This window comes from Cryobacterium sp. TMT2-4 (assembly GCF_004402575.1).
Classification (GTDB): Bacteria; Actinomycetota; Actinomycetes; order Actinomycetales; family Microbacteriaceae; genus Cryobacterium; species Cryobacterium sandaracinum.
Genome location: NZ_SOGE01000006.1, coordinates 104,722 through 127,798, shown reverse-complemented (window position 1 = coordinate 127,798; position 23,077 = coordinate 104,722). Strand labels below are relative to the sequence as shown.

Genomic DNA, 23,077 nt, shown 5'->3' with positions numbered 1-23,077 from the left:
CATCATATAGGTATATAAAGAAGTAATGATGTATCGTGCCACACGGAGCCTGAGTTGAGCGTGAAACGACTCCTGAACCTTATCCGAACCAGTGGCCGCATCGCCGAAGCGGCCCCACCGGCCCCGGCCCTGTTCCCCGGCGCCGAGGTCTTCGGCGGCAGCGTGCAGGTGCGCTTCATCAACGCCGGCAGCTGCAACGACTGCGCGATGGAGGTGCAGAGCGCGTTCGGCCCGGTCTACGACGTCGAACGCTACGGCATCCGTCTGGTCGCGTCGCCGCGTCACGCCGACGTGCTCGTGATCACGGGTGCCGTGACCCGCAACCTGATCGAGCCGATGCGCCGCACCATTGACGCCACGCCGACCCCCCGCTTCGTGATCGCGGTCGGCGACTGCGCCATCACCGGCGGCGTCTTCGCCGAGGGTTACGGCGTGGCCGGGCCGGTGTCGGACTTCGTGCACGTCGACCTGTCCGTGCCGGGCAACCCGCCCGAGCCGGCCGTCATCGTCGAAGCACTGCGCCGGATGACCGGTCGATGACCGCCCTCGAAGCCGGCCTGCTCGGCCAGACCCTGCTGCTCGTGGTCGCCATCGCCGCGGCCCTGCTCACACCCACTTCATGGCGCTCGCGGGTCAGCGGATTCTTCTGCACCCTGCTCGCCGTGGCCGGCGTCGTCACCGGTGCGATCGCGCTCTCCGGCGGCACCGGGTCGCTGAACATCCCCACCGCCCTGCCGATGGACCCGCTCGTGCTCTCCCCCGACCGCCTCGGCGGACTGGTCATGGTGGTCGTCTCCGTCGTCGGCGTGCTCGCCTCCCTGTTCGGGATCGGCTCGGCCCGCGTGGCCTCGGCCTCGCGCACCTCGTGGCTGTCGATGGCCGTGTTCCTCTCCGGCATGCAGCTCGTGCCGGCCACAACCGACGTGGTGTCGTTCCTGTTGTTCTTAGAGATCATGACGCTCGGCTCCACGGCGCTACTGCTGGCCCACCACGCCACCCGCGGCACGGTCGCCTCCGCCCTGGTCTGGTACTCGGCGATGTCGCAGCTGAGCTTCTTCTTCGTGCTGGCCGGCTTCGCCATGCTCGCCGGCCTGGCCGGCGGCACCGGGTTCGCCGACCTCGCCACCATCGATCCCTTCACCTGGCAGGCGAGCGTGGCCTTCCTGCTGCTGCTGCTCGGCTTCGGCGGCAAGGCTGAGCTCGTGCCCCTGCACGTCTGGGTTCCGCGGGTGCTGCCCGAGGCCCCCGGCCACGTCGCCGCAGCGATGAGCGGCGCGATGGTCAACATCGGCGTCTACGGCGCACTCCTCGTCGTCGTACGGCTGCTGCCGAACGGCCCGGCCTGGTGGGGAGTGCTGATCATGGTGCTCGGCGGGGTGTCCGCGCTCTACGGGATTCTGCAGGCCTCCGTGGCGAGCAACCTCAAGGTGCTGCTTGCCTACTCCACGACCGAGAACATGGGGCTGGTGTTCCTGGGGCTCGGGGCATCCGTTTTGCTGCGCGCCGACAACGCAGCTGCCGCGGCCGACGCGGCCCTTGTCGCCGCCCTGCTGCTGATGCTCAGCCACTCCGCGTTCAAGTCCACCCTGTTCCTCGGGGCCGGCGCCGTGGCCCGCGCGGCCGGCGAGATGAATCTCGACCGGCTCGGCGGCCTCGGCAGCCGGATGCCCTGGACCGCCGCCGCGTTCGGCGGGGCCGCCATGGGCGCCGCGGCCCTGCCCGTCACGAGCGGGTTCGTCGCCGAGTGGATGCTGCTGCAGGCTCTGATCCACGGTTCACGGGTCGACGGGGAGGTCGTCTCCGTCGCGGCATCCGTGGCCATGCCACTCGCGGTCGCCGTGATCGCCCTGACCGCCGGGCTGGCCCTGCTCACCTTCGTCAAGGCCTACGGGATCGCCTTCCTGGCCCGCCCGCGCTCCCGGAAGGCCGCACTGGCCGACGAGGTGCCCGTCATCATGCGCATCCCGCTCGTGCTCGGCGCCCTCCTCGTGGTCGGGCTCGGCCTGCTACCGGGCCCGCTCGCCGTGGCCATCGGCTCGGCCGTGGGCCCGGCGTTCGCCCCCGACGTGCGCACCATCGGCCTCGCCGGCCTGGACGCCCGCGGCATTGACGCCGTACTCGACCCCACCACCTTCATCGTGCTGGCCGGCCTGCTGCTCGCGCCCGTGCTGATCACGCTGTTTATTTCCGCCCGGCGCCACCCCACCCGTACCTCGCCGCTCCCCTGGGCCGGCGGCGGGTCACGGCTGCGGCCGCGGATGCAGTACACGGCCACCTCGTATGCCGAGCCGCTGGTGCGCGTCTTCGACGACGTGCTCCGGCCCACCCGCGACGTGGAGGTCACCCACGTGGGTGAATCCCGCTACCTGGTGGAACGCGTCCACGTGGAACAGACCGTGTCCGACGTGGTCGAGACCCGGCTCTACCGCCCGGTGCTGAACCTCATGCAACGGTTCGGCATTCTGGCCCGACGCGCGCAGAACGGCAGTATCCATCGCTACCTGTCCTATTCCTTCGTCGCCCTGCTTTCCGTTCTGATCGTGGTGTCCCTGTGACCGGCGCCGCGGCGATCATCATCGCCCTGGTTCAGCTGGTGCTGTTCGTGTTCCTCGCCCCCCTCCTGATCGGCGTGATCCGCCAGGTGCGGGCCCTTCTCGAAGGCCGGGCCGGTTCCGGCATCTGGCAGCCGTGGCGCGATGTGCGCAAGCTCCTGGCGAAGAACCCGGTGCGCGCCGCCGACAGCAGCTGGATGCTCGCGGCCGGTCCGGTCACCCTCCTGGTCTCCAGCCTGCTGCTCTGCGCACTGCTGCCGCTGGTCGGCACCCTGCCGCTGCCGCTCATCCCCAGCGACCTGTTCGTGATCGTCTCCATCATGCTGGTCGGCGTGGTGGCCCTGGCCCTGGTCGGCCTCGACGCCGGCACCGCGTTCGGCGGAATGGGTTCCAGCCGTCACATGACCGTCGCCGCTCTGGTCGAGCCGACCCTGCTGCTCGCGGTCTACGCGCTCTCCATCCCGGCCGGCACCTCCACCCTCTCGCTGATCGTGGAGACCCGGCTCCTGAATCCGGCCGTGATCATCTCCCCGGTCAGCCTGCTGGCCATGGTCGCCCTGGCCATCGCCATCATGGCCGAGACCAGCCGTCTGCCGGTCGACAACCCGTCGACCCACCTCGAAGTGACCATGCTGCACGAGGCCATGGTGCTCGAGGCCTCCGGCCGCGACCTGGTCTGGCTCGAACTCGGCTCCTGGCTCAAGCTGGCCGCCCTGCTCGGCCTGCTCAGCAACCTGATCGTGCCGTGGGGAATCATGACCGACTTCTCGGTGCTCGGCGTGATAGTCGGCGTGGGCGCCGTCACCGTGAAAATCCTGCTGCTGGGCGTTGTGCTCAGCGTGGGTGAGGTCTTCCTGGCCAAGGCGCGGCTGTTCCGCGTGCCCGAGCTGCTGGCGGGGTCGTTCGCCCTCGGCCTGCTGGCTGTCACCGCTTCCTACCTGGTCGCTTAGGAGCATCCGTGTTCACCACCATTTACCCGCAGCTGATCGGTCTCTGCACCGGCACCCTGCTGCTCACCAGCGCCCTGATGGTCTGGCGGCACTCGCTGCTGGCGTCGATCCGGCTGCTCAGCGTGCAGGGCTTCGCGCTGGCCGCACTGGTCGCCGTGATCGGCCTGGAGGAGGGCGAGGTCGAGGTGATCCTCGTCTCGCTGCTCGTACTGCTGGTCAAGGGTATGGGCCTGCCGTGGGTGCTCGCCCGCGAGACCCACGCCACCACGCGAACGGATGAGGCGCCGCGCCTCAACCCGACGGCGGCCCTGCTGACCGTGGCGCTTCTGACCATCCTCAGCTACGTCGTGGCCAGTCGGGTGCTCGCCGGCGACATCAGCATCTCGGCACACGCGGCTCCGATCGGCCTGGCCATGGTGCTGATCGGTTTCCTGCTGCTGGTCACCCGCCGGCAGGCCGGATCACAGCTGATCGGCTTCCTCGTGCTCGACAACGGCATCGCCACCGTCGCGTTCCTGACCTCGGGCGGTGTGCCGCTGTTCCTCGAGCTCGGCATCTCCCTCGACGTGCTGCTGGTCGTCGTCATCCTCTACGTCTTCGCCGGCCGTATGCGCACCAAGTTCGGCAACACCGAGATCGATCAGCTCAGAAAGTTGCACGACTGATGTCATTCGCCCTCTGGACCCCCCTGGCCATTCCGGCCCTCCTCGCCGTGCTGAGCCTCGGCGTGCCCTCCCCCGCACTACGCCGGCTCAGCCCCATCGCCTCCAGCGTCGCCGTGCTCATCTCGGGCCTGCTCCTGGTGAGCGTCGTGCTCGCGGACGAAGTTCCCACACTGGGCGGCGGGCTGCTCCGCGCCGACGCGCTCAGCGCCTACATGCTCACCGTGGTCGGCGCCGTCGGGCTTGTCTCCACCTGGGGCGGGCTCGGCCACGCCACGGCCGAGCCCGCGCGGTTCACCGGCTCCTACGACGCCCTGATCTCGATCTTCCTGGCCGCGATGAGCCTCGCGGTGCTCGCCGACAACATCGGCCTGATGTGGGCCGCGGTCGAGGCCACCACCATCGCCACGGCCTTCCTGGTCGGCCACCACCGCACCCCCCGATCGCTGGAAGCCGCCTGGAAGTACGTCATCCTCGGCTCCGTCGGCGTGGCCATCGCCCTGCTCGGCATCGTTCTCATCTACGCCGCCTCGCGCGGCACGGGCGAGGCAACCCTGTCCTGGCTCGTGCTCAGCCAGGCCGGCCTGCCACTCGACCCCGCGTTGATCCGCGCCGGCGGCGCCCTCGCCGTGCTCGGCTTCGCAACCAAGGCCGGGCTCGCCCCCATGCACAGCTGGCTGCCCGACGCGCACAGCCAGGCGCCCGCACCCGTCTCCGGGCTCATGTCCGGCGTCCTGCTCGCGGTCGCCCTCTACGCCATCCTGCGCATCCAGACCATCACCGACGCCGTGATCGGGCCGGACTTCCTGCGCATCATGCTCAGCGTCGGCGGGCTGCTCTCCCTCTTCGTGGCGGCAGCGCTTCTGATCCGCCAGCGCGACTTCAAACGGATGCTGGCCTACTCCAGTATCGAGCACATGGGCATGATGGCCGTCGGCGCGGCCATCGGCCCGGCGGCCCTGCCGGCCGTGCTGCTGTACGTGCTCGGCCACGGGCTGACCAAGGCCACCCTGTTCGTGATCTCGGGCCGCATCCTCGAGGTCGAGGGCACTCCGAAGATCGACGACGTGCGCGCCCTGCTCGTGCGGCGGCCGGGGCTGGCCGTGCCCTGGCTGATCGCCATGGCCGCTCTGATCGGGTTCCCGCCGTTCAGCATCTTCTTTTCCGAGGTCGGCATCATCGTGGCCGGCTTTTCCACCGGCCTGGGCGTGGTGGTCGGCATCGCTCTGGTACTGCTGCTCGTCATCTTCGCCAGCCTCACCCGGTTGACGGTGGCCATGACGATCGGGGCGCCTGCGGCCACGGCCGTTCCGGTCGTCCCGGCTGCGGCCGTCCCGGCTGCGGGGGCCGGGGCATCCGTCACCGGAGCCGTCCCGGTCTCCGTTCCGAGCGCATCCGTCACCCTGGCGGACGCCGAGCCGCACCCGGACGACCCCCTCGTGCCGGACCGGTCGGGGCACGGGCCGATGCTGCCGCTCATCCTCGCCCTGGGTACCACCGCGGTGGTGGCCTTCATAGCGGAGCCGGTCGGCACACTGCTGACGCGTGCGGCCGAGGTTCTGGGAGGAATCCAATGACGACCCCGAATCCGGTGCGAGCCGCCACCCCCGAGGTGCGCACGCTCACGCGCGACGAACTCCGGGGCGAAGCCGCCGCCTTGCTGACCGATGGAAACCGGCTCGCTTTGGTCGCGGGCCACGACGACGGCGACCGGCTGCGCGTGGTCTACTCCTTCGTCGCCGTCTTCCCCCGGCGCCAGATCGACCTCGTCGTGCCCGTCCCCTATGACGACGCCTGGATTCCGAGTCTGGCCGACCTCTCGTTCCCGGCCGGCAACTTCGAGCGCGGCACCCGCGACCTGTTCGGCGTGCGGCCGGCGAACCACCCTCAGCCCCACCGGTTGGTGCGCCACGGCCACTGGCCCCGCGGCTGGTACCCGATGCGGAAGGACGCCACGGCCACCCCCGAATTCGAACCCGACGTCGAGTCGTTCCCGTTCGTGGAGGTCGAGGGCCCCGGGGTCTACGAGATCGCCGTCGGCCCCATCCACGCCGGCATCATCGACCCGGGCCACTTCCGCTTCTCCGTGGTCGGCGAGACCATCGTGCGGATGGAAGCCCGCCAGTGGTACATGCACCGCGGCGTCGAGCGGCTCTTCGAGGGTCGTCTGCCTGCGGACGGCATCGATATGGCCGAGCAGATCGCCGGCGACACCGTCATCGGCCACACGCTGGCCTACACGATGGCGATCGAGGCGGCCTCCGGCATCGAGATCTCCGAGCCCGACCGCCTGCTGCGCGCCCTGCTGCTCGAACTCGAACGCCTCTACAACCACGTCTCCGACCTCGGTTCGCTGGCCAACGACGTGGGGTTCGGCGTCGTGAACTCGCACACTCAGCGGCTCCGCGAAACACTACTGCGCATCAACAAGACCGTCACCGGCCACCGCTTCCTGCGCGGGGCGCTGTCGGTGGGCGGGGTACGCGTTCTCGCCCTGCCGGATTCCGCCGCCCTCCGCGGCGTCGCCGCCGACGTTCAGGAGATCATCGCGATCACCCTCGGGCACGCGATCGTGCGGGACCGGTTCACCGGCACGGCCCCGTTGCCCACCAGCCAGGCCGAGGCCATGGGCACGCTGGGCTATGTGGCGCGGGCATCCGGTGTCGACGCCGACGCCCGCCGCGACCATCCCTTCGTCGATCTGGGTGAGCACTTCCACGTAGTCACCGACACCGGCGGCGACGTGCTCAGCCGCTACCGGGTGCGCGCGGGCGAGTTCGAGGTGTCCATTGCGGTGGCGATCGACCTCATCGCCCGGCTGGGCGCGCACCGTGGTGGTGCGGCCGCGGCGTCATCTCCGGTGGCGGCGACGACAGATGCGGCGACGACGGATGCGGCGAGCGGCCTTGCCCTCGTCGAGGGCTGGCGCGGAACCATCTGCCACCGGGTCGAACTAGGGCCAGACGGTGCCATCACGCGGCTGAAGGTCGTCGACCCGTCCTACTTCAACTGGCCTGCGCTGCCCGTGGCCCTGTCCGAGACGATCGTGCCGGACTTCCCCCTCGTGAACAAGAGCTTCAACCAGTCCTACGCCGGCAACGACCTCTAGCGGCGCGTCCGCTATAGCCCGGTGTCGGACCAATTCGTCCGGGACGGAGCAGGCCTAGGGCTCGGGCTACTGCGAGTCCTGCTCGATGGTGCGGAGCAGGGCGTGGGAGTCTTCAAGGCTGGACACCAACATCCGTTTGGAGATGGCCAGGAGCTCGGCGACACCCGGGTCCCGCAGACCGTAGAAGATGGTGTTGCCCTCTCGTCGGGTGGCGACAACGCCGGCGCGGCGCAGGACCCCCAGCTGCTGGGACAGGTTCGACAGTTCCGCCCCGAGCACCTCGGCGAGGCTGCCGACGGAGCGTTCCCCGCCGGCCAACTGCTCCAGAACCTGCACCCGCAACGGATGCCCGAGAGCCTTGAAGAGGTCAGACTTCAATTGGGCCATGGGTAGTCCGGTCATCGACACAGTCTGATCATATCGCTAACCTGTAATACTTTCAAATAGGTGCTGGTCTTGAGCCGCGGGGAACGGGATCGGCCGCCGGATCGGGAACACGCGCGACAGCGGGCGGGCACTCGACCACCGCGGGATGCAAAAAGCCCGCCCTGCCGGAGCAGGACGGGCTTTCCGTCTAGCCGACTAACCTGGCGAGAGGTTGTCGGTAGATCTAGCGGACTACGCCTCGGTCGGAACCGGTGCGTCCTCGGTGCCGGCCTTGGCCGACTCATCGAGGACCGGGGCGAGCGAGAGCTTGCCACGGTCGTCAATCTTGGTGATCTCCACGAGGACCTTCTGGCCCACGCCGAGCACGTCTTCGACGTTCTCAACCCGCTTGCCACCGGCGAGCTTGCGCACCTCACTGATGTGCAGCAGGCCGTCCTTGCCGGGGAGCAGGGAGACGAATGCGCCGAACGCGGCGATCTTGACGACGGTTCCGAGGAACTGCTCGCCGATCTCCGGGTTGGTCGGGTTCGCGACGGCGTTGACCATGGCGCGAGCGGCCTCGGCCGACGGTCCGTCAACGGCGCCGATGTACACCGTGCCGTCTTCCTCGATGGAGATGTCGGCACCGGTCTGGTCCTGGATCGAGTTGATCATCTTGCCCTTCGGGCCGATCAGCTCGCCGATCTTGTCGACCGGGATCTGGACGCTGATCACGCGGGGCGCGGTCGGTGCCATCTCGTCGGGACGGTCGATGGCGGCGTTCAGCACGGCCAGGATGGTCGCGCGAGCGTCCTTGGCCTGGGTGAGCGCGCCGGCGAGGACGGATGCCGGGATGCCGTCGAGCTTCGTGTCGAGCTGGATCGCGGTGACGAACTCGCTCGTGCCGGCGACCTTGAAGTCCATGTCGCCGAGGGCATCTTCGGCGCCGAGGATGTCGGTGAGAGCCGCGTAGCGGGTCTTGCCGTCAACGGTGTCGGAGATGAGGCCCATGGCGATGCCGGCGACAGGTGCGCGCAGCGGCACACCGGCGTTGAGCAGTGACAGGGTCGAGGCACAGACGGAACCCATCGAGGTGGATCCGTTGGAGCTGAGCGCCTCGGAGACCTGACGGATGGCGTAGGGGAATTCCTCACGCGTCGGCAGCACGGGGACCAGGGCACGCTCAGCGAGCGCTCCGTGGCCGATCTCGCGGCGCTTCGGCGTTCCGACGCGGCCGGTTTCACCGGTCGAGTAGGGCGGGAAATTGTAGTTGTGCATATAGCGCTTCTTGGTGACCGGGCTCAAGGAGTCGATCGTCTGCTCGAGCTTGAGCATGTTCAGCGTGGTGACACCCAGAATCTGGGTCTCGCCGCGCTGGAAGATCGCGGAACCGTGCACGCGCGGGATGATGGCAACCTCGGCGTCGAGCGGGCGGATGTCCGCGAGCCCACGGCCGTCGATGCGGATGCCCTCGTTGAGGACGCGCGAGCGCACGACGAGCTTGGTGACCGACTTGTACGCGGCGGAAACCTGGTTGTTCGCGCTGGCGTCGAGTTCGCCGGCGGCGACCTTGGCCGCGATGGTCTCCTTGACGGATGCCTTGAGCGCGTCATCCGCATTCTGGCGCTCGATCTTGTCGGCGATCTGATAGACGGCCTTCAACTGGTCGTACGCGAGAGCGGCGACGGCGTCGTAGGTGGCCGGCTGGTAGGACGGGAACACCGGGTAGGCGCCGGTCGGCTTGGCGGCCGAGGCGGCAACCTTCTGCTGCGCCTCGATGAGCTGCTTGATGAAGGGCTTCGAGGCTTCGATGCCCTCGGCGATGACCTCTTCGTTCGGCTTGATGGCGCCGCCCTTGATGAGATCCCAGGCGTTGTCGGTGGCTTCGGCCTCGATCATCATGATCGCGACGTCCTGCGCGCCGTTGGCGTCGGTCACCACGCGACCGGCGACGACCATGCTGAACACGGCGTCGACGATCTGCGAGTGCTTCGGGAAGGCAACCCACTGGCCGGAGCCGTTCTCGTCGGGGATGAGGGCGACGCGAACGCCACCGATCGGGCCCGAGAAGGGGAGGCCGGCGAGCTGGGTCGACATCGAGGCCGCGTTGATCGCGAGCACGTCATAGTACTCATCCGGCGCGATGGCCAGAACGGTGACGACAACCTGGATCTCGTTGCGGAGTCCGTCGACGAAGGACGGGCGCAGCGGCCGGTCGATCAGACGGCAGGTGAGGATGGCCTCGGTCGACGGGCGACCTTCGCGACGGAAGAAGCTGCCCGGGATGCGTCCGGCAGCGTACATGCGCTCTTCGACGTCAATGGTAAGGGGGAAGAAGTCGAAGTTCTCCTTCGGCTGCTTGCTGGCGCTCGTGGCGGAGAGAAGCATGGTCTCTTCGTCGATGTAGGCGGCGGCAGAGCCCTGCGCCTGCTGGGCGAGACGCCCGGTTTCGAAACGGATGGTGCGTGTGCCGTACTTGCCGTTATCGATAACGGTTTCGGCGAACGTGATTTCTGGACCCTCCATATGGGGGTTCTCTCCTTTGGTTTTTGCTTCTCGCCATTCTGGCGATGAAGACTCGGTTGCCCGTATGGCGCGCGAGCTGGACGCGGAGAAGAAGGGTGCGAGAGCTGGCCACCAGTAGAAATTCACCAACTGCGGATGTTGCCGGCAAGTTGGGAAACCACCACCGAGGACCAGCGCGCTGCCGGTCTGCTCCGTACTGAGCGTGATTCTGCGTGGCCAATCCAAGGATTAACCTCCTCAAGCCTAACAGAAGACGTTCAGCCTGCTGGTTTCTCGCGCCCGGCCGCGCCCCGGTCCGGCAGCACGGCGTCGAACACCGGGCCGTCGACGCAGACCAGCGGCCCCTCGACGGCGGGATCCGTGGCGACGGGCGCGGCGCATCCGTGGCAGTAGCCGAGGCCGCAGGCCATGTGAGCCTCCAGCGAGACCTGCACCGGCGCGCCCCACTCGGCGCCGAGATCGGCGGCGAGGCGGGCGAGAACTCCGGCGCCGCAGGCCAGGATGACGTCGGGCGGAGCCCAGGCGAAAAGCCCGCGCAGCCGTTCGCCGAGCGCCGGCAGCGCGCTCGAGCCGTCGTCGTCGGTGACGGGGATGACCGTGGCGCCCAGCTCGGCGCAGTCGGCCAGGCCGATCAGATTGGCCGGCGACCTCCCGCTGAGCACGACCGTGGCGGCGATGCCGAGCCGGGCGGCGTCTTCGACCGAGCCCATGATGGCGCAGACGCCGACACCGCGGCCGATCATCAGGGCCGTGCGGGGCGCCTCTGGACCAGTCTCAGTCGGGAGGGCGGCATCCGGGAACTCGAAGCCGCGGCCCAGCGGGCCGGTGACCAGGAGGCGCTCGCCCACGAGTACGTCGGTGAGCGCGGTGGTGCCGCGGCCGGCCGAGCCGTAGATGACCTCCACGGTGCCCTGGTCGGGGTGGCGGCGGTGGATGGCCATCGGGCGTGGGAGCAGGATGCGCTCCCCGCCTGTGGGGGGCACGGTGATCATCAGGAACTGTCCGGCGAGGGCGGTCGTCGCAATGGTGTCGGTGGCCAGTACGAGCCGGCGGTACCGCTCTCCCACGACCTCGTGCACGAGAACGCGGGCGTCGTCCCAGACCGGGTCGGGCCGAGGCATCCGCTCGGGCGGTCGCACCGCGATGAGGCCGTCCAGCGCGGCCTCGTCGGCCGCGGCGAACGCCTGCTGGCGGCGCAGGGCGGCGAGGGCCCCGAGGGCGGTCGTAACGGTCATCAGGCCCTCCACAATTCGATCAGTCCGGTGATGTCGGCCGCGGCAACGCCCTCGCAGCGCTCCTGCAGGGCGCGAACGATTTCGACCATGGCGAACGGGCGTCCGAAGCTGGCCGTGCCGACCTGCACGGCGTGGGCGCCGACCGAGAAGTAGTCGAGGGCGTCGTCGGCGGTTTCGATCCCGCCGCAGGCGATCACCGGGATGTCGACCGCTCGGGAGGCCAACCAGACCAACCGCAGCACGACCGGGCGGATATTCGGGCCGGACAGACCGCCGATCACGTTGCCGAGAATGGGGCTCCGCGTAGCGGCCGTGAGCGGCAGCGCCGGGATCGAGTTGGCCACGCAGACGGCGTCGGCGCCGGCCGCCTCAGCGGCCTGGGCACAGTCCGCGATCGAAGAGACGAGCACCGGCAGCTTGACGATCAGGGGCTTGTCGGTCTCCAGGCGCACAGCATGCACGACCTTCTCGATGGCGTCGGGATCGGAGCCGATGTCGGTGCCGTGGCGGTCGAGGTTCGGACAGGACACGTTGAGCTCGTAGGCGTCGCCCGCTCCCCGCAGGCCCCGCACGACGGGGGCGTACTCGCCCGAACGGTGGCCGCCGACGCTGACGATCACGGGCACGCCGAGCGCCAGGTAGAGCGGGTGTTGCGACGCCAGGTAGCCGGCGGCCCCGCGGCTCGGGATGCCGACGCTGTTGACCATCCCGGCCCGGAGCTCGGTCAGCCGGTGCGCCGGGTTGCCGCCGCGCGGGGTGCCGAACACGGTCTTGGTGACCACGGCGCCAAGCTCGGCGACCGGGATCAAGCGTCCGAGCGAAGGCCCGAAGCAGCCCGAGGCCGGCATGACCGGGTTGGCGAGGGTGAGGCTGCCGATTCGCACGGAGAGGTCGACCGCCACGGAGGCGGCGGGACGGGCGTCGAAGAAGGCGCGGCGCGCATCCATTGATGGCTGAGGCGGCGCGATGGTCATGGTGTCTGCTTCCGCGGGAGAGGTCACGGGCGGGCGACGGATGCCGCGAGCAGACTTATCGCGGCGTCGGCCTTCAGCGAGGCGTGCGTGGGTGCGTCGGGAACGTGAGCGGGCCGGTTCACGGCCAGCTCCGTGCGGAGCACGGGCACCACCTCGCCGCCGAGGATGTCGAGCTGATCGAGCACGGTTTTCAACGGCAGTCCGGCGTGGTCGATCAGGAAGAGCTGACGCTGGTAGTCGCCGAAGTAGTCGCGCATGCCGGCGTAGCGGTCGATGATCTGCTGCGGGCTGCCGACGGTCAGCGGCGTCTGCTCGGTGAACTCCTCGAGGCTCGGGCCGTGGCCGTAGACCGGGGCGTTGTCGAAGTAGGGCCGGAATTCGTCGACGGCGTCCTGCGAGTTCGTGCGCATGAAGACCTGCCCGCCGAGGCCCACGATGGCCTGGTCGGCTCGACCGTGGCCGTAGTGCTCGAACCGGGCCCGGTAGAGCCCGATCAGCTTGAGGTAGTGCTCCTTGGGCCAAAAGATGTTGTTGGCGAAGAAGCCGTCACCGTAGAACGCGGCCTGCTCGGCGATCTCCGGGCTGCGGATGCTGGCGTGCCAGACGAACGGCGGCACCCCGTCGAGCGGGCGCGGCGTCGACTGGAACCCCTGCAGCGGGGTGCGGAACTGGCCCTCCCAGTCCACGACGTCCTCGCGCCACAACCGGCGCAGCAGCGCGTAGTTCTCCAGCGCCAGCGGGATGCCCTGGCGCACGTCCTGGCCGAACCACGGGTAGACCGGGCCGGTGTTGCCGCGACCGAGCATCAGGTCGACCCGCCCACCGGAGAGGTGCTGGAGCATGGCGAAGTCTTCGGCGATCTTGACCGGGTCGTTCGTCGTGATCAATGTCGTGGCCGTGGAGAGGATGATGCGCTCGGTCTTCGCGGCGATGTAGCCGAGCAGCGTCGTCGGCGACGAGGGCACGAAGGGCGGGTTGTGGTGCTCACCGGCGGCGAAGACGTCGAGGCCGACCTCTTCGGCCTTCTCGGCGATGGCGACCATGGCCGTGATGCGCTCGTGCTCGGTGGGGGTGTGGCCCGTCGTGGGGTTGACCGTGAGGTCACCGACGGTGAAGATCCCGAATTGCATGTGCAGCCTCCCACTCGCGCGGCGCGCAGCGCGCATGGACGATTCTATTCGCTGGCGGCAGCGGCCAATCGGCCGAGCGAGCGCTGGATGGCAACAGCCGCGGCCCCGCGGGCCCAGGAGGAGACCCCGCTGTCGTCAACGACGATTGTCAGCGGTGTCGCATCCGGGTCGCGGTCGGCTCGGGCAGCGGCGATGACCTCCTCGGATGCCAGCGCCCACAGTGGCATCCCCTCGCCGGAGAGCACGATCGTGTCGAGCATCCCGATATTGGCGATCACCGCGATCAATCGGCCCAGTCCGCGACCGGTGGCGGTGACGACGGATGCCGCAGCCCGGTTCCCCTCCACCGCGAGCCGGAGCACCTCGTCGTAGTCGACCTCCCGGCCGAGGGCCACGCTGACCTGGGCAGAAACACTCTGGCTCGTGAGCATTGCCTGCGAGCAGCCGCGGTGTCCTTCCGGGCAGAGCGGCCCGTTCGGGTCGAGCGGGATGTGCCCACCGAGGCCCAGGCCGCTGTCGGCCGTCACGATCACCTGGTCGTTGACGACCAGTCCGTAGCCGACGCCGACGCCGATGGTCAGAACCGCGAAGGTCGGGACACCCCGGACCGCTCCGAACCACTGCTCGGCGGAGGTGAGCGCGACGACATCGTTCTCGATCGTGACCGGAATTCCGAGCAGTCGCTCGAGCCGCGTGGCCAGGTCCACGTCGTGCCAGCCCAGGAACGGCGCCCGGGTCACGACCCGGGCGCCGGTGACATGCCCACCCACGCAGACGCCGAGCGCCGACAGCCCATCCGGGCCGCCGAGCTCGCGCACGACCTCGTCGATTCGGGCCACAACGTGCTCGACAGTGTGATCGGCGAGCACCCGCCGGGCCGAGCCCACCTCGTTGGCCCGCAGGTCGGTGAGCACCGCGAAGACGTCGTCGCCGGTGAGTTTCACCCCGACGAACCGACTGGCATCCACCCGGACGTCCAAGGGCCGGGCCGGGCGCCCGACGGTTCCGTCGCGGTCTTCGCTGCCCTCGACGAACAGGCCACAATCGAGGAACGGCTTGCTCAACCGCGTCAGGCTGGCCGGTGACAGTCCCAGGCGACGGCCGAGGTCGCTGCGGGAGATCGGGCCGTGGATGAGCACGGCTCGCGCGAGTTCCCGGGAGGTCTCGCTCACTGTCGACGCCGCATCCGTGGTCATATCCGCCCCCTGAGGTGCCATTTATTCCATAGTGGCATGAATACCATGGCCCGAGCGGACTCTTCATCTCGCGGGAGCGGCAAATTTCCCGAATTGACGTCCTATTCTTTTTGCCGTAGAAAGATTCATGCAGCGACATGACGGCCTAAGGAGCCCCGCAATGACGGATACGACGACGTACCAGACACCCGCCCGGCGACGCCACCGGTCGAGGAGGTTGCGGACGCTCCGGCGACCCGTGGCACTCCTCCTGGCCGGTACGCTCGGGATCGGCGCCCTCAGCGGCTGCGCCCCGGGTCAGAGCGACGTCGTCACCCTCGATTTCTTCCAGTTCAAGTCCGAGGCCATCGCGGACTTCGACGGCATCATCGCCGATTTTGAGGCAGAGAACCCCGGCATCCGGGTGACCCAGAACGCCGTCCCCGATGCGGACACCGCCATCCGCACCCTACTGGTCAAGAACAAGGTGCCCGATGTGATCAGTCTGAACGGATCGGGGAACTTCGGCCAGCTGGCGCGGGCCGGTGTCTTCCACGACTTCAGTGGCGACCCCGTTCTCGACCGGATCAACCCGGCCGTTCAGGACATCGTCGGGGCCCTCGGCTCCTACCAGAACGAGGTGAATGCCCTCGGCTTCGCGAACAACGGCAACGGCGTTCTCTACAACCGTGACATCTTCGCCGCGCAGGGCATCGAGATTCCCACCACCTGGGACGAGTTGATCGCCGCCTGCGACACGCTCCAGGCGGCCGGTATCGCCCCGTTCTACGGCACCGCGGCCGACGCATGGACAGTGCAATCCTCCCTGAACGGTATCGGCGCCCAACTCGGCGGCGACGATTTCTTCCCCGATCTCCGCGCGGAGGGTGAGGAGGTGGGTCCCGACTCGGCCGTCTCGTTCGCGAAGAACTACGACGAGACGTTCGAGAAGCTGCAGACGCTGTATTCCTACGCGCAGGACGGCTACCTCGGCCGCACGTACGAAGACGGCAACCTGGCTTTCGCGAACGGCGAATCGGCCATGCTGATGCAGGGGATCTGGGCCCTCAGCCCGATCCTGGCCAACAACCCCGACATCAGCGTCGGCGGTTTCCCCTACCCTGTGACGGATGACCCGGCCGACATCGAGCTCGTCTCCGGTGTCGACGTGGCCATTGCCATCGGCCGCGACACACCGCGCCTCGCCGAAGCCCGACTTTTCGTGGACTTCCTCTTCCAGGAGGAGGTGCAGAACTCCTTCGCAGCCTCACAGAACATGTTCTCGACGGCCCGGGACGCAGCCGAGAACACCAACCCGGCCCTGGCGGAACTGCAACCGTACTTCCAGGCCGGCCGGATCACCGGTTTCGTCGATCACCAGATCCCGGCGAGCATCCCGCTCGGGCCCATCGTGCAGCAGTTCCTGACCGACGAGAACAGCGCGAAAGCGCTGGCGACCCTCGACAACGAATGGCGCAAGGTCGCGTCACGCACCACCTCGACACGAAGCGGAGACTAACTGATGGTTACTTCCGTCCTGACCCGGCCCCGGCCGGAGCAGACGCCCCGAGCGTCGCGGCCGAGCGCGGCGCGGCGACGCGTCGGCGCCACCCCGCGCGCCTTCTACTGGATGGTCGTCCCCGCGGTCGCCGTCTTCGCGCTGCTGCACACCGTCCCGGTACTCATCGGCATCTTCTTCTCCTTCACCAACTACGCAGGCTTCGGCTCGTGGGACTTCGTCGGGTTCGGCAACTTCATCGCCCTGTTCCAGGACGACCGGGTACTGAAGGCCTATGGCTTCACCTTCGGCTTCGCCATCGTCGCCACCATCCTCACCAACGTGATCTCGCTGGCCATCGCGGTCGGACTCAACGCGAAGATCGCGTTCCAGTCCACCTTTCGCGGCATCTTCTTCATCCCCTACGTGCTGGCGATCCTTGTCGTCGGTTACGTCTTCCAGTATTTCTTCGCCAATTCGCTCCCCCGGATCCTGTCGAACGTCCCGGTGTTCCGTGACAACATCCTCACCAACCCGGACTGGGCGTGGACGGCCATCGTCGCCCTCGCGGTCTGGCAGGCCTGCGCGTTCGCGATCATCCTCTACCTGGCCGGTCTGCAGACGATCCCTCAAGAGCTCTACGAGGCATCCGCCATCGACGGGGCCACGCCGGGACGGCAATTCCGGTCGATCACGTTCCCCATGATCAGCGCCTTTTTCACCATCAACATGGTGCTGAGCCTGAAGGGGTTCCTGCAGACCTTCGACCACATCGTCGCCCTCACCGCCGGCGGGCCGGGCACCTCGACCGAATCGATCACCCTGCTCATCTTCCGGGGCGGTTTCCAAGGCGGCGAGTTCGCCTACCAGTCCGCCAACGCGGTGCTGTTCGTCATCGTGATCATGCTCGTCTCGTTCCTGCAGTTCCGAGTTCTTCAGCGCACGGAGGCCGACTTCTAATGGCTATCACCATCGACTCCCCCGCCACGGTCGAACCCGCATCCCCCCGGGCGGCCCGTGACTCGCGCGGTGTCCGGCGCATCAAAGACAACCGCACCCGGATCAACTGGTGGGCCACCATGCTGATCGCGGTCTGCGCGATCACCGTGCTGGTGCCGCTCTACTTCGCCGTGATCACCGCGCTGAAGACCCCCGACCAGCTCGGCGGCACCGGGTTCGCGCTCCCCACCAGCGTCCACTGGGAGAACTTCGCCGACGCCTGGACGCTGACCAAATTCCCGCAGGCGCTGATGAACACAGCCCTGATCACCGTCGGCGCCGTCATCCTCACCCTGCTGACGAACTCGCTCGTGGCGTACGCGATCGCCCGCAACCTGCACAAGCCGTTCTTCACGGGCGTCTACTTCTACCTGCTGTCCGCCATTTTCATCCCGTTCCCGATCATCATGCTCCCAGTCGTGAAAGAGACGGCCCTGTTCGGTCTGGACAACCAGGTCGGGTTGATCTTGCTCTACGCGGTGTTCGGGCTCTCGCTCAACGTCTTTATTTACGTCGCGTTCATCAAATCGATCCCGATCGAGCTGGAGGAGGCGGCCTACACCGACGGGGCGACCACCTGGCGGGTTTACTGGCAGATCATCTTCCCCTTGTTGACCCCGATGAACGCGACCGTCGGCATCCTCACCTGTGTCTGGGCGTGGAATGACTTCATCCTGCCTCTCGTCGTTCTCTCCGACCCGGCGGCACGCACCCTGCAACTCTCCCAATTCGTGTTCCAGGGCCAGTTCAACACCAACTACTCGGCCGCGTTCGCCTCATACCTGATGGCCATGGCCCCGCTGCTGATTGTGTACATTTTTGCCCAGCGCTGGGTTATCTCCGGCGTGATGAGAGGATCGATCAAATGACGACACCCGCACCAACGTCCGGGATGACCGCCCCCGCGACCACCCCCGCGACCACCCCCGCGACCGGCGCCTCCTGGTGGACCAGCGCCGTCGTCTACCAGGTGTATCCGCGCAGCTTCGCGGACTCGGACGGCGACGGGATCGGCGACCTCGGCGGCATCCGTTCGAAGCTCGACTACCTCGCCGAGCTCGGCGTTGACGCGGTCTGGCTCTCTCCGGTCTACCCGTCGCCGCAACATGACAACGGCTACGACATCAGCGACTACCAGGACATCGAACCGGTCTTCGGCAGCCTGGCGGAGTTCGACCTGCTGCTGGTCGAGGCCCACGAGCGCGGCATCAAGATCGTGATGGACCTGGTGGTGAACCACACCAGCGACGAGCACGCCTGGTTCCGGGAATCACGCTCGTCGCTGACGAACCCGAAGCGCGACTGGTACTGGTGGCGCAAGCCCCAGGCCGACGGTGGCCCGCCGAACGGCTGGGGCAGCGCCTTCAGCGGCCCGGCCTGGTCGCTCGATCCCGCCACCGATGAGTACTACCTGCACCTGTTCGCCAAGCAGCAGCCGGACCTCAACTGGGAGAACCCCGAGGTGCGCCAGGCCGTCTACGCGATGATGAACTGGTGGCTGGACCGCGGCGTCGACGGCTTCCGGATGGACGTGATCAACTTCATCGCCAAGCAGGTCGAGCTGATCGACGGACCGGCCCCGGCCACCGGCGGCGGCTCGCCGATGGGGGCGCAGATCCATGAGTTTCTGCAGGAGATGCACCGCGAGGTCTTCGACGGCCGCGGAGGGCGGCACCTCACCGTCGGCGAGATGCCGGGCGTGAGCACCGACGACGCCCTGCTGTTCACCGACCCGGCCCGGCGCGAGGTTGACATGATCTTCCAGTTCGAGCATGTGGGCCTCGACCAGGGCGAGCACAAGTTCGAGGTGCTGCCTCGCAGCCTGACGGCGCTGAAGAAGAGCCTGTCACGCTGGCAGGAGGGTCTGGCCGAGACCGGCTGGAACAGCCTCTACCTGAACAACCACGACCAGCCCCGATTGGTGTCGCGCTTCGGCAATGACACCTCCTTGCGCTACGAGTCGGCAACTCTGTGGGCCCTGGTGTTGCACCTGCACCGCGGAACGCCCTACATCTACCAGGGCGAGGAGATCGGCATGACCAACGTGCGGTTCGACTCCATCGACGACTACCGTGACCTCGAATCCCTCAATCACTACCGCGAGGCCGTGGAAGAGTTCGACCTGGACCCCGGCACCGTGCTCGCCGGAGTGCAGACCATGGGCCGCGACAACGCGCGCACGCCCATGCAGTGGGATGCCTCGCCGCAGGCCGGTTTCAGCACCGGCACGCCGTGGCTGGCCGTGAACCCGAACAGCGTCACGGTGAACGTGGCCGCCGACCTCGCGAGCGAGCGAAGTGTGTTCCGCTTCTACCAGCGCCTGATTGCGCTGCGGCATGAGAGCGAGGTGGTCGCCCTCGGCGATTTCACCCTGCTCGAACCCGACCACGACGCGCTCTACGCCTTCACTCGCAGCCGGGGTGAGGAGACGCTGCTCGTCGTCGCGAACGCATCCGATGCCCCATTCACCGACCTGCTTCCGATGGACGTCTCCGGCGCCGATCTGATTCTGGCCAACTATCCGGCCACAACGGATGCCGCCGCACCGTCCTCGAATCCGGTGCTGCGCCCCTGGGAGGCGCGCCTCTACCGGCTGTAGGTCGGCGCAACCCGCCTCGACCGGGGCTCCTCACGGCGCACCAGTTTAAAGGCTGTAAGGACGAGGCCGACGATGACACCGAGCACGGCGCCGCTCCCGTTCGCGACCAGATCGCGCACATCCGGGACCCGGGTCGGCAGGAACTGCTGCGTGAACTCGATCGAGCCGGTGAGTAGGACGGCCACGACGATCGCCAGCCACCAGAACCGGCGTCCGAGCAGGAGCAGCAGAAACACGCCGATCGGGATGAACATGGCGATGTTGGCCGCGAATTCGACCCGCCCGTAGGTGATCCAGTCGGTGGAGTCGTGCCGGTTGAAGAATCGGAGCGCCCGGAGCAGCAGCTCGTTGTTCCCACTGTCGAGCGGCTGCGGCCCGAGCGTCACCCAGCCCACGAACGCCAGATAGGCGAGCGTGACCAGGGACAGGACGGGATGGCGGTGCAGCATGGCTCCATCCTTCCCGATGGATGCTGGGGGTCACCCCAGTGACGGCCCCCGACCGCGAAAGCGCGCTACTTGCCCAGCGCTGCCTTCTCCTCGGCGATGACCTCGTCGCGGAGGGTTTCGTCGAAGACGCGCTTGGCCTCGATACCGACGACGGAGTGACGGCGGCCGTAGAGGAAATACACCGCGATGCCGATCGCGAGCCAGACCGCGAAGCGCACCCAGGTGAGCGTCGTGAGGTTGAGCATCAGCCAGAAGCAGAGCGCGGCCGACAGGATCGGCAGGAAGGGCGAGAAGGGCACCTTGAAGGCCCGGGGCAGGTCGGGGCGCTTCTTGCGCAGCACGACCACGGCGATGCTGACCAGCACGAAGGCCGACAGCGTGCCGATGTTGATCATTTCCTCGAGCACGCCCACGTCGGTGAACCCGGCGATCAGGGCGACCGCGGCGCCGGAGATGATCTGCACCCGGGCGGGGGTGCCGCGCTTGGACGAGGTGACACTCAGGCCGCGCGGCAGCAGGCCGTCGCGGCTCATGGCGAAGAGCACGCGGGAGAGGCCGAGGAGCAGCACCATGATCACGGTGGTGAGCCCCACCAGAATGCCGACCGAGATGACCTGGGCAGCCCAGCCGGCGCCGACCGAGACGAACGCCGTCGCGAGTGAGGCATTGGGGTCGTCGGCGAGAACGGTGTACGGCACCATGCCGGTGAGCACGAGGCTGACGCCGAGGTACAGCACCGTGACGATGGCCAGACCGGCGAAGATGCCGCGCGGCAGGGTCGTCTGCGGGTTCTTGACCTCTTCGGCGCTGGTGGCGACCACGTCGAAGCCGATGAACGCGAAGAAGACCAACGAGGCGCCGGCGAGCAGACCGAACAGTCCGTACTGGGCCGGCTGGGCGCCGGTCATGAACGAGAAAAGGGACTGCATCCAGACGTCGCCGTCGCCGCCCGCGGAGGGCACGGCCTCGGGGATGAACGGCGTGTAGTTCTTCGGGTTGATGAAGAAGGCACCCACGACGATCACGAACACCACGATCGCCACCTTGAGAATGGTGAAGATGCTGGCGACGCGCGCCGACAGCTTGGTGCCCAGCACCAGGAGGGTGGTGAAGATTGCGACGATCACGAACGCGCCCCAGCTGACCTGCAGTCCGAAGACCGCGATCGTGGCCGGGACATCCCAGTTCCAGAGTTCGAAGACCTCACTTAGGTAGATGCCCCAATACTTGGCGATCACGGCCGCGGCGGTCAGCATCTCGAGGATCAGGTCCCAGCCGATGATCCAGGCGAGCAGCTCGCCGAGGGTCGCATAGGTGAAGGTGTACGCCGAGCCGGCCACGGGAACCGCCGAGGCGAACTCCGCGTAACACATGATGGCGAGCGCGCAGGTGACCGCGGCGAGGAGGAACGCCAGGGTGACGGATGGCCCGGCGTAGCTGCCGGCCGCCTTCGCACCGACCGAGAAGATCCCGGCACCGACGGCAACCGCGACGCCCATGATCATGAGGTCCCAGGTGCCCAGCGTGCGCTTGAGGCTGTGCCCCTTCTCGAGGGAGTCGGCCATGGAGGCCTCAATGCTCTTGGTGCGCCAGACGCTCATAACTGGGTGCTTCCGTTCCGTTGGGTATCGGTCAATGCTAGGCCCCCGCGGGGCTTCCCCGACCCCGGACCCCGCAGACCCGGGGGCCGCACCCCCTAGCATTGAGCGGTGCCCACCACCCTCCGCCACTCCCCCGGGGCCAGGGTCGGCCTGTCGATCGCGGTGGCCACCGGCCTCTACGGCATCTCGTTCGGCGCCCTGTCGGTGTCGTCGGGGCTCGACATCTGGCAGACCTCGGCGCTGAGTCTGCTCCTGTTCTCCGGGGGCTCCCAGTTCGCGTTCATCGGGGTGATCGCCGGCGGCGGCAGCGGTGCGGCAGCCGCCGGCGCGGCGGCGCTCCTCGGCATCCGTAACGCGGTCTACGGGATGCAGTTGAACGCCCTGCTGCACCCTCGTGGCTGGCGCCGCTTCGCCGCCGCCCAGGTCACCATCGACGAATCGCTTGCCACGAGCACCGGGCAGACCGTGCTCGTCGAGCAGAAGCGGGGGTTCTGGGTCGCCGGTCTCGGCATCTTCGTGTTGTGGAACGTATTCACCCTGATCGGGGCTCTCGCGGGCGACGCCGTGGGCGACCCGAAACAGTGGGGCCTCGACGGCGCGGCGGTCGCGGCGTTCCTCGGGCTGCTCTGGCCGCGGCTGCGGTCGAAGGAGGCCGGGGCGATCGCCGCGGTCTGCGCGCTGGCCACCGTACTGACCGTGCCGCTCGTTTCGCCGGGCGTGCCCATCCTCGTGGCGGCTGTCGTCGCCGGTGCCATCGGCTGGTTCGGTTTTCGGCACGGGCCGGCGGGCGAGGGTCTCGAGCCCGACGTCGACCCCTATCCCGGTCCACCCGATGCACCCGGTTCGACGGATGCGCAGGCTCCCCGATGAGCGTCTGGTTCTGGATCCTCGTGGCCTGCGCGGCGGCGTTCCTCACGAAGCTGCTCGGCTATCTCGTGCCGCAGAAGTGGGTCACCAACGCGCGCATCGCCCGCGTCGCCGGCGTCCTCACGATCGGCCTGCTGACTTCCCTGACGGTCGCGAACACCGTGGCCACCGGCCAGGACCTCGTCGTCGACGCCCGGCTCGGGGCGCTCGTCGTAGCGGCGATTGCGCTCTGGTTCAAGGCCCCGTTCCTGGCGGTGGTCATCGCGGGCGCGGCAGCGGCCGCCGGGCTCCGGCTGCTCGGTCTGGGTTGAGGGTCTCGCGCGCCAACGGGGGCGGTAGGGTTTTTCCAACGGCAATGCGTCCGTCGACGTTTTTCGATGATGAA

20 protein-coding genes are annotated in these 23,077 nt (G+C 68.1%); 12 read left to right on the top strand and 8 right to left on the bottom strand.

The features are described 5' to 3' along the window. Positions 1-60 precede the first annotated feature (60 nt). The 6 genes from E3O54_RS02020 to E3O54_RS01995 are packed head-to-tail and all read left to right on the top strand — an operon-like array spanning position 61 to position 7,273. On the top strand, positions 61-540 hold the full coding sequence (locus tag E3O54_RS02020; protein WP_198411414.1) for an NADH-quinone oxidoreductase subunit B family protein: 480 nt from the start codon (positions 61-63) through the stop codon (positions 538-540). Then, positions 537-2,555, top strand: coding sequence for a proton-conducting transporter membrane subunit (locus tag E3O54_RS02015; protein WP_134400829.1), 2,019 nt, complete (start codon positions 537-539; stop codon positions 2,553-2,555). Before E3O54_RS02020 ends, E3O54_RS02015 begins: the two co-directional genes overlap by 4 nt. Continuing rightward, on the top strand, positions 2,552-3,502 hold the full coding sequence (locus tag E3O54_RS02010) for a respiratory chain complex I subunit 1 family protein (RefSeq protein WP_104101118.1): 951 nt from the start codon (positions 2,552-2,554) through the stop codon (positions 3,500-3,502). The genes E3O54_RS02015 and E3O54_RS02010 overlap by 4 nt, the downstream gene beginning before the upstream one ends. An 8-nt stretch (positions 3,503-3,510) precedes the next feature. Then, entirely contained in the window at positions 3,511-4,167 is a 657-nt protein-coding gene (locus E3O54_RS02005) for a hypothetical protein (RefSeq protein ID WP_104101117.1), read from the top strand. After that, entirely contained in the window at positions 4,167-5,741 is a 1,575-nt protein-coding gene (locus E3O54_RS02000) for a proton-conducting transporter membrane subunit (protein WP_134400828.1), read from the top strand. Before E3O54_RS02005 ends, E3O54_RS02000 begins: the two co-directional genes overlap by 1 nt. Continuing rightward, positions 5,738-7,273, top strand: coding sequence for an NADH-quinone oxidoreductase subunit C (locus tag E3O54_RS01995; RefSeq protein WP_134374612.1), 1,536 nt, complete (start codon positions 5,738-5,740; stop codon positions 7,271-7,273). The genes E3O54_RS02000 and E3O54_RS01995 overlap by 4 nt, the downstream gene beginning before the upstream one ends. Before the next feature lie 66 nt (positions 7,274-7,339). Here the strand turns inward: E3O54_RS01995 and E3O54_RS01990 are convergent, their stop codons facing one another. The 6 genes from E3O54_RS01990 to E3O54_RS01965 all read right to left on the bottom strand — a co-directional run bounded on the left by E3O54_RS01990 (position 7,340) and on the right by E3O54_RS01965 (position 14,721). Beyond that, positions 7,340-7,675: a metalloregulator ArsR/SmtB family transcription factor gene (locus tag E3O54_RS01990; protein ID WP_104195301.1), complete on the bottom strand. Its 336-nt coding sequence runs from the start codon at positions 7,673-7,675 to the stop codon at positions 7,340-7,342. A 216-nt stretch (positions 7,676-7,891) separates the two neighbouring features. Beyond that, positions 7,892-10,165, bottom strand: a complete 2,274-nt coding sequence (locus E3O54_RS01985) for a polyribonucleotide nucleotidyltransferase (protein ID WP_104101114.1) — start codon at positions 10,163-10,165, stop codon at positions 7,892-7,894. Between the two features lie 257 nt (positions 10,166-10,422). Continuing rightward, positions 10,423-11,400: a dihydroorotate oxidase electron transfer subunit gene (locus E3O54_RS01980; RefSeq protein ID WP_241976717.1), complete on the bottom strand. Its 978-nt coding sequence runs from the start codon at positions 11,398-11,400 to the stop codon at positions 10,423-10,425. Next, entirely contained in the window at positions 11,400-12,374 is a 975-nt protein-coding gene (locus E3O54_RS01975) for a dihydroorotate dehydrogenase (protein ID WP_134400827.1), read from the bottom strand. The genes E3O54_RS01980 and E3O54_RS01975 overlap by 1 nt, the downstream gene beginning before the upstream one ends. 23 nt (positions 12,375-12,397) lie before the next feature. Beyond that, positions 12,398-13,504, bottom strand: coding sequence for an LLM class flavin-dependent oxidoreductase (locus E3O54_RS01970; RefSeq protein WP_134374744.1), 1,107 nt, complete (start codon positions 13,502-13,504; stop codon positions 12,398-12,400). A 44-nt stretch (positions 13,505-13,548) separates the two neighbouring features. Further along, positions 13,549-14,721: an ROK family transcriptional regulator gene (locus E3O54_RS01965; RefSeq protein WP_233191414.1), complete on the bottom strand. Its 1,173-nt coding sequence runs from the start codon at positions 14,719-14,721 to the stop codon at positions 13,549-13,551. 217 nt (positions 14,722-14,938) lie between these two features. On the opposite strand from E3O54_RS01965, the gene E3O54_RS01960 reads away from it, so the two are divergent. From E3O54_RS01960 to E3O54_RS01945, 4 genes are read left to right on the top strand one after another with little or no spacing between them, the layout of a single operon-like run. Further along, the gene (locus E3O54_RS01960) at positions 14,939-16,198 is read left to right on the top strand and encodes an ABC transporter substrate-binding protein (protein ID WP_241976715.1); all 1,260 of its coding nucleotides are present in this window, start codon (positions 14,939-14,941) and stop codon (positions 16,196-16,198) included. 3 nt (positions 16,199-16,201) lie between these two features. Then, positions 16,202-17,137: a carbohydrate ABC transporter permease gene (locus E3O54_RS01955; protein ID WP_134374620.1), complete on the top strand. Its 936-nt coding sequence runs from the start codon at positions 16,202-16,204 to the stop codon at positions 17,135-17,137. Continuing rightward, entirely contained in the window at positions 17,137-18,045 is a 909-nt protein-coding gene (locus E3O54_RS01950; protein ID WP_134343014.1) for a carbohydrate ABC transporter permease, read from the top strand. Before E3O54_RS01955 ends, E3O54_RS01950 begins: the two co-directional genes overlap by 1 nt. Before the next feature lie 23 nt (positions 18,046-18,068). After that, the gene (locus tag E3O54_RS01945) at positions 18,069-19,775 is read left to right on the top strand and encodes an alpha-glucosidase (RefSeq protein WP_134400835.1); all 1,707 of its coding nucleotides are present in this window, start codon (positions 18,069-18,071) and stop codon (positions 19,773-19,775) included. Here the strand turns inward: E3O54_RS01945 and E3O54_RS01940 are convergent. Both E3O54_RS01940 and E3O54_RS01935 read right to left on the bottom strand, forming a co-directional pair. Continuing rightward, positions 19,763-20,224, bottom strand: coding sequence for a VanZ family protein (locus E3O54_RS01940; protein WP_104101106.1), 462 nt, complete (start codon positions 20,222-20,224; stop codon positions 19,763-19,765). The genes E3O54_RS01945 and E3O54_RS01940 overlap by 13 nt on opposite strands. 65 nt (positions 20,225-20,289) lie before the next feature. Then, a complete protein-coding gene (locus tag E3O54_RS01935; protein ID WP_104101105.1) occupies positions 20,290-21,825 on the bottom strand; it encodes an amino acid permease in 1,536 nt (511 codons plus the stop codon). Between the two features lie 108 nt (positions 21,826-21,933). Here E3O54_RS01935 and E3O54_RS01930 point away from each other — a divergent pair, with 108 nt between their 5' ends. Further along, positions 21,934-22,695, top strand: coding sequence for an AzlC family ABC transporter permease (locus E3O54_RS01930; protein ID WP_104101104.1), 762 nt, complete (start codon positions 21,934-21,936; stop codon positions 22,693-22,695). Continuing rightward, a complete protein-coding gene (locus tag E3O54_RS01925; RefSeq protein WP_134400825.1) occupies positions 22,692-23,003 on the top strand; it encodes an AzlD domain-containing protein in 312 nt (103 codons plus the stop codon). Before E3O54_RS01930 ends, E3O54_RS01925 begins: the two co-directional genes overlap by 4 nt. Positions 23,004-23,077: the final 74 nt, after the last annotated feature.

Coding starts and splice junctions, on each gene's coding strand:
- E3O54_RS02015 (WP_134400829.1), top strand. CDS start 537: ATGACCGCCCTCGAAGCCGGCCTGCTCGGCCAGACCCTGCTGCTCGTG.
- E3O54_RS02000 (WP_134400828.1), top strand. CDS start 4,167: ATGTCATTCGCCCTCTGGACCCCCCTGGCCATTCCGGCCCTCCTCGCC.
- E3O54_RS01995 (WP_134374612.1), top strand. CDS start 5,738: ATGACGACCCCGAATCCGGTGCGAGCCGCCACCCCCGAGGTGCGCACG.
- E3O54_RS01990 (WP_104195301.1), bottom strand. CDS start 7,675: ATGACCGGACTACCCATGGCCCAATTGAAGTCTGACCTCTTCAAGGCT.
- E3O54_RS01985 (WP_104101114.1), bottom strand. CDS start 10,165: ATGGAGGGTCCAGAAATCACGTTCGCCGAAACCGTTATCGATAACGGC.
- E3O54_RS01980 (WP_241976717.1), bottom strand. CDS start 11,400: ATGACCGTTACGACCGCCCTCGGGGCCCTCGCCGCCCTGCGCCGCCAG.
- E3O54_RS01975 (WP_134400827.1), bottom strand. CDS start 12,374: ATGACCATCGCGCCGCCTCAGCCATCAATGGATGCGCGCCGCGCCTTC.
- E3O54_RS01970 (WP_134374744.1), bottom strand. CDS start 13,504: ATGCAATTCGGGATCTTCACCGTCGGTGACCTCACGGTCAACCCCACG.
- E3O54_RS01965 (WP_233191414.1), bottom strand. CDS start 14,721: ATGGCACCTCAGGGGGCGGATATGACCACGGATGCGGCGTCGACAGTG.
- E3O54_RS01955 (WP_134374620.1), top strand. CDS start 16,202: ATGGTTACTTCCGTCCTGACCCGGCCCCGGCCGGAGCAGACGCCCCGA.
- E3O54_RS01950 (WP_134343014.1), top strand. CDS start 17,137: ATGGCTATCACCATCGACTCCCCCGCCACGGTCGAACCCGCATCCCCC.
- E3O54_RS01945 (WP_134400835.1), top strand. CDS start 18,069: ATGACCGCCCCCGCGACCACCCCCGCGACCACCCCCGCGACCGGCGCC.
- E3O54_RS01940 (WP_104101106.1), bottom strand. CDS start 20,224: ATGCTGCACCGCCATCCCGTCCTGTCCCTGGTCACGCTCGCCTATCTG.
- E3O54_RS01935 (WP_104101105.1), bottom strand. CDS start 21,825: ATGAGCGTCTGGCGCACCAAGAGCATTGAGGCCTCCATGGCCGACTCC.
- E3O54_RS01925 (WP_134400825.1), top strand. CDS start 22,692: ATGAGCGTCTGGTTCTGGATCCTCGTGGCCTGCGCGGCGGCGTTCCTC.